Here is a 12,714-nt window from a genome sequence, read left to right as displayed (position 1 = left end):
TTTTTATGAATTATAAATTAAAAGTTAAGCAATATACTATAACTCAACTACCTAAGAACGTTTTACGCAAAAAATCTCAAGACGTTCCTTTGCCTTTAAGTCAAGAAGATATAGATTTAGCAGAGGCAATGATTTATCATATTGATGATTCTCAAACACCTGAAACTGAGTATCAACCTGGAATTGGCGTGGCAGCTGTACAGTATGGAATCTTGAAAAATATGTTCTATATTAACTTTGGCACTGCTGATCCAGATTTATTGGAAAATGGCCAAAAACCAATAAAAGATGTGTATATTAACCCAAAAATTATTGCAAAAAGCGATTTTCAAGTTGCTCTTTCAGAAGGTGAAGGCTGCTTAAGTGTGGGCACCAACATTCAAGGTCAAGAAGGACTGGTTTATAGAGCAAATAGAATTGTGTTTGAAGCTTATTCATATGTAGAGCAAAAACACGTTCGTGTTGATTTGACAGGCTATTTAGCAATAGTTGCTCAACACGAGTTAGATCACCTAGATGGCAAATTGTTTATTGACCGCATTGACAAAAAAACTCCATGACGGCAAATCCCAAACTCAAGACTAATTAACTAATGCACGCGAGTGCATTTTTATTGTCTATTCAAGTTTTTAAAGTAAAATAAAACCATGAATACAAACACATCTTTTTCTAACTCTACTACACTTGGTTTTTTTGCCAAAATTTCGGAAAACGCAGATAAAGAATTTGTCGGAATTTTAGCTATTGTAATTCTTTGTCTATTCCTTGGAATTGGCTTCATTTGAGGTCTATCTAAAGGTTTTTGGCCAGCATTAACAATGGTCGGCTTAAGTATTGTTGTAGCAATAATTGCCTTTATAATTGCAACAAATACTGATTTAGCTCAATATTTTATCGATAAAAATGATCCACAGCAAGAGAGATATCATGAAGAATTGAAAAAAGTGCTTGCTGGTGCTGTATTGCTTCTTTCGATTGCGTTGATGCATTCGGTAGCTTTAGCAATTACTAGCATAATTATGAATGTTTCTGGCTTGAGTGCCAAAAAACTTAAATCCAAAGGCAAGGGTGTAAAACTTAATCGTGCTTTAGGGGCTGTTGTTGCACCAATATCAACTTTACCTTTTGCTGTTGCAACAATAAACATTGCTGGTTTATTTGGTTATGAAAATAAACCAATTCAAACTAATGATACTATTCTGGAGACCTTATCAGGAGGCAAAATTAAAGGTATTTCAAGATTTTTACCTTTATTTACAACACTTGGTGAGCTATACAAAAAAGAGCTTTCTCCAGAAAAAATTCAAGATCTTTCAACTGCGTTTAAAGATCCAGACGCAAAATATGACCCTATTGACAACACTTTAACTGTTAAACCGTTTAGAACTGAGCCAACAAAAGAAGAAGTTAAACAGTTAAATGATCTTACCGAAACAATTTCAATTGTTCTTTCAGGAGTGGGTAAAACCAAGGAATCTTTTGAAGTGTTTGAAAAAGCACTAAAAAATGTTAACGTTAGCGAATCTGACAAGCAAAAAATTAGAACTGAAATTGAGAAAATGAAAGGCTTAGTAACGGCAACCTTAAACGATCCAACAAAAACAAGTGTTGACTTTATCTTGCCACCAGACGTTAAAAAAATTGAAGCGGAGCTAACTAAAGAACAAAAAGAACAAGTTATTAGCACGCTTGTTGAAAAATTTGTTGGTTTAGATGATGAACAAACCACAAAAATTGCACTGAATATTTTTGATTCATTGCTAGATGATAGAAACGAGGATTAATGAATATTTCTGTAAAATTTGTTGCTAAAAAACTGAATATTAGTGAGCAACAAGTTCAAACTGTGTTGGATTTACTAGCCGAAAATTCAACAGTTCCTTTTATTGCTAGATACCGTCAAGAACAAACATGCGGTCTTGATGAAGAAACAATTAACAACATCAACACAATGTATGTATACGATGTTGAATTAAACAAGCGTAAAGAAGCAATCATTGAAATTCTTAAAGAAAAACAATTGCTTACTGCTGAAATTGAAAAGAAATTAAAACAGGCCGAAACTAAAGCAGAGGTTGAAAACATCTATGAACCATTTAAAGTTGGCAAAAAAACAAAAGCAAGCGATGCAATCGCTTTAGGTTTAGAGCCACTCGCTAAAGAAATTTATACAAATACAGACCCAAAATTCAACCCTTACCACTTTGCTGAAAAATTCATTACAGACAAGGTTACCAGTGTTGATGAAGCCATAGAACAAGCTCAATACATTATTAGTCAATGAATTTCTCAAGACCCTGGTACAAGGGATTATGTAAAAAATCAAATATTTAATTTTGGTTTTATCGTAACCAAACTGAAAAAGAATGCTGAAGATGAAAACCGTAATTTTGAGCAATATTATGACTACAAAGAAAGAGTTAAATCAATACCCAACCATAGAGTTTTAGCTATTAGTCGTGGTGAAGATAAAAAGATTATTTCATATGATTTTGAATTCTCTTTAACACATATTTTGTACGAGTTAAACAACAAATACTTTAAAAACAAACGTACGGGAAAAATTATGAACGCGTCTATTCAAGATGCTCTTGATAGATTACTTATCCCTTCAATTACTCGCGAAATTAAATCAGATTTATTTGCTCGTGCAGAAAAAGAAGCAGTTAATTTATTTGCCTTAAGTCTAGAAAACATGTTGCTTTGGCCAGCGGTTAAAAATAAAACTGTTTTAGCTATTGACCCAGCCTATATTCACGGCTGCAAGATTGCTGTTTTAGATCCACAAGGAAACTTTTTAGAAAAAGCGTTGATTTTTCCAACGCCACCAAAAAAACAAATTGAACAAGGAAGCAAAATTGTCAATGAATTAATTGATAAATACAAAGTAAATGTTATAGCAATAGGAAATGGTACAGCATCTAGAGAAACTGAAGAATTTATTGCAAATTTATTGAATAAACGAACAAAAAATACAAACGAAGACATCTCTTATGTTGTAGTTTCTGAAGTTGGAGCATCAGTGTATTCAGCATCTAAGATTGCTCAAGAAGAATTTCCTGACTTTAGTGTTGAAGAACGTTCAGCTGTAAATATCGGACGTAGATTCCAGGATCCATTGAATGAATTAATTAAAATCGATCCTAAATCAATTGGTGTTGGTCAATATCAACACGATGTTAACCAAAAAGAACTAACTCAAGCCTTAGCATTTAAAATTGATAAAGTTGTCAACCAAGTTGGAGTTGATCTAAACACAGCATCTAAAACGATTTTGACTTATATTTCTGGACTTTCTGAAAAAATGGCCCAAAATATCATTGATTATCGTAGCGAAATTAAACGTTTTAAAAACAGAAACGAATTGAAAAAAGTAAAAGGTGTAGGCCCAAAAGCGTTTGAACAAAGTATTGGTTTTTTACGCATTCATGATTCTGAAAACTTTTTTGATCGTACATCTATTCACCCTGAATCTTACGAGCTAGCAACTAGATTGTGCGGCAAATTAGGCATTGATTTACACGAAATTGATACAAAAATCCTTGAAAATATTGATCTAAATAATTTAGCAAAAGAGCTAAGTTCTAATATTTATGATGTAACCTTAATTGTGGATGCATTGAAAAACCCAACCAAAGATATTAGAGATGAAAAAGACGGATATATACTGAAAAAAGATGTGTTAAATGCCGAAGATGTGCAAAAAGGTATGGTGCTTGATGGCTCTGTGCAGAGTGTAACCGATTTTGGTGCTTTTGTGTATATTGGAATTAAAAACAATGTATTAATTCACATTAGCAACATGAAGAAAGATCCAAAACACTACATTAAACACCCCTCAGATGTTGTTAAAGTAGGAGACAACATCAAAGTTGAAATTCTAGATAATGATTTAGAACGTGGTAGAATCCAAGGTAAATTAATTTACGAATAAAACGAATGAGACTTTTGTCTCATTTTTTCATTTTTTTCCGCTTTATGCCTAAAATCAAAAATTTTAAGTATCATATGTATATGCACAAATTTGTAAACTTATACAACACAACTGAATATTCATTCTTAAACTCATTAATTAGGATAAGCGATTTGGTCAAAAAAAGCAAAGAACAAGGCTTAAATGCAGTTTGTTTAACTGACCATAATAATTTATTCGGACTGGGTTTATTTTTAAGTGAGTGTAAAAAACACTCAATTAAGCCAATAATTGGTGTCGATTTAGATGTGAAACCATATCGTTTTATATTGTTGGCAAAAAACTACAAAGGTTTTCAACTAATCAATAAATTAATTCTGCAAAAAAGCAAAAATATTGATATTGAAATTGAGCAAATTATTGATGAAAATATATTTGTGCTGGATCATCCCACAAAAGGATACTATGCATTGAGTGGACACAATAATATTATTAATAATGGCAACTATTTTGTCAATAGTGTTGATACGTCCTTACCTAATTCAATACTGATTAAACAAAATCAAGTGTTCAATACTGAAGACAATGAAACGCTTAACATTATTCAACAAATTGCCGGCAATGAAATAACAACTCAGCAGCATAATTACTTTGAAAATACTGAAATTGAACCTATTTTTATTGAAAGAATCAATAAAATTATTGATGAGTGTAATTTTGAGTTACCGCCCAAACAATTGCATTTGGCGCACTATGAAAACAATGATTCAGTAAAAAATGAAACAATCTTTATTGAGTTATTAAATAAAGGCCTAAAACGTGTTAAAAAAGAGCTTCCAAGCGATAAAAATTTGTGGCATTCTAGACTAACCTATGAATTTGATGTCATCAAAGAACTTGGGTTTATTGATTATTTTTTAATTATTCAGGACTTAGTTAACTGAGCCAAAGATAACAATATTGCTATAGGGCCAGGTAGGGGAAGTGCTGCTGGCTCATTCATTTCTTATTTGCTTAATATCACAACAATTAACCCCCTAAAATATGATTTGCTATTTGAAAGATTTCTTAACCCTGGAAGAGTTTCTTGACCAGATATAGATATTGATATACAAGATGATCGCAGAGGCGAAGTTTTTGAATATTTAAGAACTAAATATGGTGACAATAGAGTTGCACTTATTTCAACTTTTCAAACTTTAGGTGCAAAAATGGCCATTCGCGATGTTGGGCGCGTGCTAGGCATTAGTTTAGTTGAAATAAACGTAATCAGTAAAACATTGAGTGCAAGTGAAAGCTTAAAAGAAGCAATGCTAAAAAACTTAAGTTTTCAAAAAGTTATTGAAAAACACCCAAAATTACTGGAACATGCATTGAAAATTGAAGGTTTGCCACGTCAACAAAGCTTCCACCCCGCCGGTTTAATTATTGCTCAAGAACCTATCTATACATATTCACCAGTATCAATAAGCAATGATGGCGTGTTTCAACAAGTTCAATTACCTATGGAATATACAGAAGATTTTGGTCTTTTAAAAATAGATTTATTAGGCTTAAAAACATTAACAGAACTTCAACACATCGAACAAACGTTACCTGCAGAATATATTTTTGACAATATTTTGAAAGCCGATGAATACAAGATGGCGTTATATGATCAAAAAACATTTTTACGCTTAAATTTAGGCTTTACTGAAGGAATTTTTCAACTAGAATCGCCGGGTATGAAAAAAACCATTTCTACAGTACAAATAAACGCTTTTGATGATTTATACGCAATCATTTCATTATTTAGACCAGGCCCAATGGTCTATATTAAACAATATGCGCGCAATAAGGAAGATTCTACATTGGTAGATAAAATACATCCAATATATGATGAAATTCTAGCTCCAACGTATGGGATAATGGTTTATCAAGAACAAATTATGTTGATTGCCCAAAAAGTTGCTGGGCTAAGCTTTGTGGAAGCTGATTTTTTACGTAGAGCTATCAGCAAAAAAGATGAAACTGAAATCAAAAAATACAAAACTAGATTCATCGAAGGTGCCAGTCAAAAAGGATTGAGCAAACAACAAATTGGTAAAATTTACGCCAATATTGAACGTTTTGCTGAGTATGGATTTAATAAATCACACGCTGTAAGCTATGCCTTTTTAACAATGAAAATGGCATATTATAAAACATATTATCCATTGCGTTTTTATGCTGCTCTAATTTCTAATTCAAGAGGAGATCAAAGTAAAATAGCTCTGTATGTAGAAGAAATGCGTAAGCAAAACATTCAAATTTATTCACCAGATATAAAAGAATCTAGAGATGTTTGCGTTGTCAAAGACAAGTCATTATATTTACCATTCAGTTTAATTAAAGGTTTTGGCAATGAGGGAATCAATAAAATACTGAAAACATTGAATGAATTTGGTGAATTTAATGATAATTTAAACGAAACAATTTTGCGTTTACGTTTTGCAGGTATAACCGAAAGTGCACTAGGCATTTTAATTAAAGCTAATGTTTTTAGAAAATATGGCCACACAAAATATGTGGAAAGTGCTTGCCAAACATTACTTGATTGCTATAAACTTGTTTCGAGTTTAACTTGACCAGAAGCTAAAACTAAACTGAAATCAATGGGTTATTTAGATTTAGTACACGATCAACAAGAACGAGATATTGATTACGAAGCCAATAATGAAAATGCGCTTTTAGGAATGGCTTATAATGCCTTTGCAACCGCAAAATATGAAGATCAATTTCAATATAAATTAAATTCAATTCCACTGGGTCAAAGTGAATTTGTTGCAGTTCAAGTCAATGCTAAAAGAATACTAGCTCAAAAATCTTACTTTGTTATTGAGTTAAGTGATAATACCGGTGTACAAGTATTCTTTATCAACAACAGATTTTGAGATAAGTTTTCACCTATTTCTAAAGGTGATATTATCGCAGCAAACATTCAAAACAACAATGGCAAGCTAAAATTTATTGATTTTGAGCCAATTAAATAGGAGTTTTATGACTAAAGAAAGATTTTTGCTAGTTGATGGCAACTTTTTAATGTTCCAATCGTTTTATGCATCTTTAAATTCCAGAGGTCCATTAATGCAAGATTCGCATGGCAGAAGCACTAATGGAGTACACGTTTTTTTGATGACGCTAAAAAAAGTAATTGACTACGTGAACCCACACTATCTTTTTATTGCTTTTGATGCTTTTGGAAAAACAAAACGCCATGAACTTTATGACGAATATAAGGCGGGTAGAACTAAAGCTCCTGAAGAAATATTTGATCAGTTTAGATATATCAAGCAGATTTTAACTAGCTTTAATATACGTTGATTTGAGCAAGTAGGCGATGAGGCTGATGATTTAATCGCCACACTTTCGCAAATAGATGGCCCTGCAAAATTTATTTACTCAAAGGATCAAGATTTGTTGCAACTTGTTAATGAAGAAACAAATGTTATTTATAAAACGAAAGCAGGCGATTTTGATTTATATTCATTGGATAATTTTGAATATTTTCACCAAATTAAACCGCACCAAATACCAGATTTAAAAGGTTTGGCTGGGGACAGCTCAGACAACATAAAAGGTGTAGCAGGCATTGGACCTAAAGGTGCAATTAACCTAATCAATACTTATGGTTCAATTGAATCTATCTACGAAAATATTGACAAAATTAAAGGTGCAACTCAAAAGAAATTAATTGATGGCAAAAATGATGCGTTATTTTGCAAAGATTTAACCAAGCTAAATAAATGTGTCAACATGGACAAGCAAATTGACGGTTATTCAATTGTCAAAATAAACGTTGAAAAAGGCCTTGCAGAATTAAATAATTTTGATCTAGCAGCTGCAATAAGCAAATATAAAAATTTGTTCAAAATAATCAAATAATTAACCAAAGCATAAATTTGTGAAAAGATTTTCATAAATTTATGCTTTTTTCCACTTAAAACTACTATAAAACGTTTCCAGATAAATAAATATGCTACAATGAAAGTATAAAAATTAAGATATTAACATAGGAGAACAATGAGTAAGAAAAGAATTGGATTTTTATCATTATCGGTTGCATCGCTAACTGCGTTTCCGATGGTTGCCACTGCCTGTGGCAACCAAGATAAGATAACAGATGATAAAAAGCCAACATTTGAATCTGTATTAACAGTGACTGTAAGAGAGGAGGATAAATCAAAACCGGCAAGCCAAGTACAAGATAGCGATATAACCTTGACTATATCAGACAAATATGCCAAAGATTATGAAGCTACACTAGTTTCACACAATGTAAAAGAAAACAACAAAACAACTTTAGTAGTAAGTGTAAATGTTGTAAATAAGATTACTAAAGAATCAAAAGTTGTTGTAAAAGAAATCACCGGTTTTGCTGCTGAAACACCTTCACAAGGAAATCCTGGTGAAAAACCTCAACCAGCCCCAACACCAGAACCCGCACCAACTCCGAGCCCAGCTCCTCAGCCTGGCGAAGGCGGTGCACAGGGAGGAACAGACACACCTACACCTCAACCTGGTAATGATCAAGGAGCCAAACTGGTGGCACAAATTCTGGTGATACACCTGGTGCTGGCAATAACCCATCAACACCAAACCCTGGCACAGATACAATACCTGGTGATCAAAAACCAAAACGAAAAAACTATTCAACTCTAGTAAACGTTAGTGTTAGTGAACAAACACAAGCTAAAAAAGCCAATGAAGTAACTGCTGAAGAGATTATTGTTACAAAAACTGACGATTCATTAACTGTAAGTGTTAGTGAAGTAAAAGTAAAAAGCGATAAAAACAACACGGTTGTAGTTGTTACTTTAAGTGTGGTTGATAATGGCCAAACACATTCAGTCAAGAAGGAATTAACAGGTTTTGCTGCTGCTCTTCCAAAGAAAATTCGGGAAACTTATGCTGAAATTTCTAAACATGTTAAATTAGTTAAATCAGCTGAAACCGCCGAATGATTATCTACTAAACAAACAGGCGAGGTAGTTTATTGAGACCGTAAATTAAAAGCGTGATTTGATAAGCCTTTTGACAAAAATAACGCTCAACAAGTCAGAGTTAAATTGTTTGAGGTTAAATTACCATACACAGTACCTTCAGGAATTAATACGGCTACTTCAAAAGGTGAAAATCAAACTAACCAAGACACTAATAATAAAGCTACACTTGTTAAAAATGGTGACCAATATGGAATTAGCTTTAGATTAAGCCTATTTGGAGGCGCAAGTAATGGTTCAAAAGACCAATATTTTGATGAGTTGATCAATACACCAACTGAACAATTCCAATTTATTACCAAAGCACAAGTTGATGCCCAAGTTGACAAAGCTGCACTTGACTATCCAGATAAATCAAATGTATTTGATAGAGAAGCAAGACAAGATTCATTAACCAAAACAGGAGTTGATGAAGGTTACACACTTGTGGTTAAAGAATTTGCACCAATGGAAGGTCAAGACTCAGTAAGTGTTAAAATCACTGTTACAGCGACCTATGATGGTATTACTGTAGAAAGTAAAGAAAGAACAGTTCAAATTAACGGATTCAAACGTAATGAATTTGGTTCGCAATTCACAAATATTAACTTAAAATACGAAAACAAAGAAACTGTTTCTCCTTCACAAGTTAATGTTGAAACATTTAAACTAACAAATGGTAGTGAAACAGAATACCAATTGCCAGATGGTGTAACAAAACAAATTACCATTACCCAAGATTCTCAAAACGATTATAAAGGTACGCTATCTGTTACTTTAGTGTTAACAAAAGGCACAGAAACATGAACTAAATCATTTGATTTAACAGGATTTAAAGTTACTCAATTTGTTCTTCAAACATATGCAGATGCATTAGCGCAACCAACTATAGCTGAAAGTGTTAATAAATCAGAAACATTCGCTGCAGATGTTGCTAAATCAAGTATTACATTGCCAACCGTAGATGCTAAAGCAGCTTCAGCTGAAATTACTTCATTAGCACCTAAATCAGGCGATAACACAACTCTAGTTGTAACTGTTACTTATACTGATTTAGTGAACGAAGGCAGTGCAACATACGTAAAACATTACGAATACACAGGGTTTAAGAGTGTAGCAAAAGAATACAAAAGCCCTGAATTAGCAGCTCAAGTAGGCGCAAAAGATTTATTTATTTTCCAAGATACACCTGAAAATAGAAAAAAATTAATTAAACACGCTCAAGCAAAAACCCCGCAATTTATAGCAGTTAATGGCGGAAAAGTAACTGATAAAAACAGTAAAGGTAAACCAATTGGCATAACACTAAAAGAATCAGTTAAAAATTTAATTGCTACACATAAAGGTAATGCTACGGTTGCAGCGGCAGTTGCAAGCGGAAATCAAAAAGGTGTGAACATTGTTTACGAAAATAACAGCATAATTCTAAGATTTGTTTTAATCCTAAAAGATGGAACACGTGATGATGTTGTTTACGAACAAATTCTTTTCACCGAAAACACTTCACAATAAACATTACAGAAGGCTTCAAAGCCTTCTTTTTTAAAAACAGCAGTAAAAATGATAGAATTAAAGTATGAATAAACTTAAAAAATTTAAAAGTTTAGGTATATTATTGCCACTAAGTGCTGGTTTATTAACGGCATCATGTTTTAATACGAGCAAAAAAGACGATGTTGATACAAAGCAAAATTTAGATGATTTAGATAGCATTGATATTGCTCTTAGAGTTGGGTCTTATTTCAACCCTAAAAAGCCAAATAGTGAAATTTTTAATTATTCAAAGAAATCTCTTGATACTTTAAGCTTAAATATTGTTGACATTTTTAAAGATGAAGATGGTAATATTAAGATTAGCTATTACATTAGTGCTCAAAATGGACGTAAATCCAAAATTAAACAAATTTTAATTAATAAAGATCAAATAATGCCGGAAGAAAGCACATCTGGCGGTGGTGATGCTGTTAAACCTAATCCGCCAGATGTCAACTCTGGGGATAAAGCAAAAGAACCAGAAGCAACTGATGGTACAGATCAAGGAAGCACACAAGACCCAAGCCAGGGAAATACTGATACTAATCCGCCAGCAGAACAGCCAACTCCGCCAAACGCAGAGCAACCCAAAAATCCAGATAATGATGGAAATATTCCATCTAATCCTAAACCACCTAGTGAGCCCACACCTCTAGCAAAAGCAACAGTTAGATTAGCTTCATGAAATGTATTGAACTTTTCGTCTAAACTATTCAATGAGTCTTTACCAAAAGCACAAGCTATTGTTTCTATAATTTATACGCAAGGTTACGACGTTGTTGGTTTAACCGAAGTTGAAGACACAGGTGTGGCCGAACGGTTAGCACAAATGCTAAACGAATTGGAGAAAGCGAATAAAACTAACAATGTATGAAAAGCTATTTCTTCACCTCAATATGTACCACAAGGCCCATACATAAGTGTAAGCGAAAAACATGCTTCGTTCATTTACAAACAAAATATAGTTGCGCCCATGGTTCTTTCAGACGGTAAGGCTGGTAGATTATATGATAATAGTGGCTATGAAAACCGCTTTGGCGGAGCTGCTAATGTATATCAAAAAGCCCCATTTGCGGTTCGTTTCAAAGTTAACATTCCAGGATATCAACGTGTTAACTTTACTTATATGGTGGCGCACTTTGATGGGCCAGGCGTTGGTAAAAATAGTGGCGAAGTTTCTTATAATGGTGGTGGTAGCCACGAATATAATGAGGCTTGAAACATTAAAAATGTTTTTCAATGAGCTAAAAGAATTACTGGTGGGGATGATGATTTAATTTTCCAAGGTGATACAAATATTAAGGTTGGTAAGCAATCCGCTGCTTTTGGTTGAGCCACTGAATACGGAGCAGTATTGCCACTTGCAGATAATAAGGCAAACTCTACTTCGCTTTCTAAGAAAACAATTGGTGCATATTCTCAACCTTATGACAAAATCGTCCATAAATCAAATATGAATTTTGAAAACGCCAAAATCTATAAATTGTATGATTTTGTCACTGACCCAAGTATTTTCCAATATGCGAAAATATCATCATACGAGCAATGGGCAGCATACCACAATCAACATTCAACCAAAGCAAGAAGCAAAGAATATAACTATGTTTACGATGGTGTTTCAGACCACAGCCCTATTAGCTACGATTTAATTTTAGATCCCAACGATGAACACTAATCCACTTCCAAGTGGATTTTTTTGTATAAAAATCAAGCATAAGGGATTATGCTTGATTAATAAAGTTATTTATACTTCAATTAGTGATGATATTTCAATGTTTGAGTTAGCAAACTTTTCACGACCGTTTAAGTCTTTAAGTTCTAGTAGCAAAATAATTCTTTTTACAATTGCACCTTGCTCTTCAAGTAAGGTAACAATGGCTTTGGTTGTGCCGCCAGTAGCTAAAACATCGTCAATAATTGCCACGGTTTGTCCTGGAGTAATAAAGCCGTCTTGAATTTGTAATACGTTGTTACCATATTCAAGATCATAGTTTTTGCTAATTACTTTACCTGGTAATTTACCTGGTTTACGTACCATCACGAATGGTTTTTTAAGAACGGCAGCAGTTGGAGTTCCAAATAAAAATCCACGCGCATCTGGGCCCACGATAATGTCACAATCGTGAGCCAGTTTTGCCATTTGCTCAATGGTGTAATGTAAAGCTTCACCATTAGCTAGCAGTGGGCTAATATCTTTGAACAAAATTCCTTCTTTAGGAAAGTTAGGAATATCACGAATAAATTGTTCTAATTTCATTATTTCTCCAA

9 protein-coding genes are annotated in these 12,714 nt (G+C 33.2%); 8 read left to right on the top strand and 1 reads right to left on the bottom strand.

Going from position 1 to position 12,714, the window contains the following annotated elements; translation table 4 throughout:
* Window positions 1-5: 5 nt before the first annotated feature.
* The 8 genes from def to T329_RS0100815 all read left to right on the top strand — a co-directional run bounded on the left by def (window position 6) and on the right by T329_RS0100815 (window position 12,121).
* Complete coding sequence (gene def / locus T329_RS0100850; RefSeq protein WP_029608554.1) at window positions 6-593, top strand: peptide deformylase; 588 nt, start codon at window positions 6-8, stop codon at window positions 591-593.
* A 54-nt stretch (window positions 594-647) separates the two neighbouring features.
* On the top strand, window positions 648-1,784 hold the full coding sequence (locus T329_RS0100845; RefSeq protein ID WP_029608553.1) for a hypothetical protein: 1,137 nt from the start codon (window positions 648-650) through the stop codon (window positions 1,782-1,784).
* The gene (locus tag T329_RS0100840) at window positions 1,784-3,934 is read left to right on the top strand and encodes a helix-hairpin-helix domain-containing protein (RefSeq protein ID WP_029608552.1); all 2,151 of its coding nucleotides are present in this window, start codon (window positions 1,784-1,786) and stop codon (window positions 3,932-3,934) included. Before T329_RS0100845 ends, T329_RS0100840 begins: the two co-directional genes overlap by 1 nt.
* A gap of 80 nt (window positions 3,935-4,014) precedes the next feature.
* Window positions 4,015-6,924, top strand: a complete 2,910-nt coding sequence (gene dnaE, locus T329_RS0100835) for a DNA polymerase III subunit alpha (protein ID WP_029608551.1) — start codon at window positions 4,015-4,017, stop codon at window positions 6,922-6,924.
* Between the two features lie 7 nt (window positions 6,925-6,931).
* Complete coding sequence (locus T329_RS0100830; protein ID WP_029608550.1) at window positions 6,932-7,816, top strand: 5'-3' exonuclease; 885 nt, start codon at window positions 6,932-6,934, stop codon at window positions 7,814-7,816.
* A 138-nt stretch (window positions 7,817-7,954) separates the two neighbouring features.
* A complete protein-coding gene (locus tag T329_RS0100825) occupies window positions 7,955-8,593 on the top strand; it encodes a hypothetical protein (protein WP_029608549.1) in 639 nt (212 codons plus the stop codon).
* A 161-nt stretch (window positions 8,594-8,754) separates the two neighbouring features.
* Window positions 8,755-10,425, top strand: coding sequence for a lipoprotein 17-related variable surface protein (locus T329_RS0100820; RefSeq protein WP_029608548.1), 1,671 nt, complete (start codon window positions 8,755-8,757; stop codon window positions 10,423-10,425).
* A 64-nt stretch (window positions 10,426-10,489) separates the two neighbouring features.
* A complete protein-coding gene (locus tag T329_RS0100815) occupies window positions 10,490-12,121 on the top strand; it encodes an MnuA family membrane nuclease (RefSeq protein WP_029608547.1) in 1,632 nt (543 codons plus the stop codon).
* Between the two features lie 69 nt (window positions 12,122-12,190).
* Here the strand turns inward: T329_RS0100815 and T329_RS0100810 are convergent, their stop codons facing one another.
* Entirely contained in the window at window positions 12,191-12,703 is a 513-nt protein-coding gene (locus T329_RS0100810) for an adenine phosphoribosyltransferase (protein WP_029608546.1), read from the bottom strand.
* Window positions 12,704-12,714 lie beyond the last annotated feature (11 nt).

This window comes from Mycoplasma simbae ATCC 49888 (assembly GCF_000702705.1).
In the GTDB taxonomy this organism is placed as follows: domain Bacteria; phylum Bacillota_I; class Bacilli_A; order Mycoplasmatales; family Metamycoplasmataceae; genus Mycoplasmopsis; species Mycoplasmopsis simbae.
This window is presented reverse-complemented; position numbering and strand designations above follow the sequence as displayed.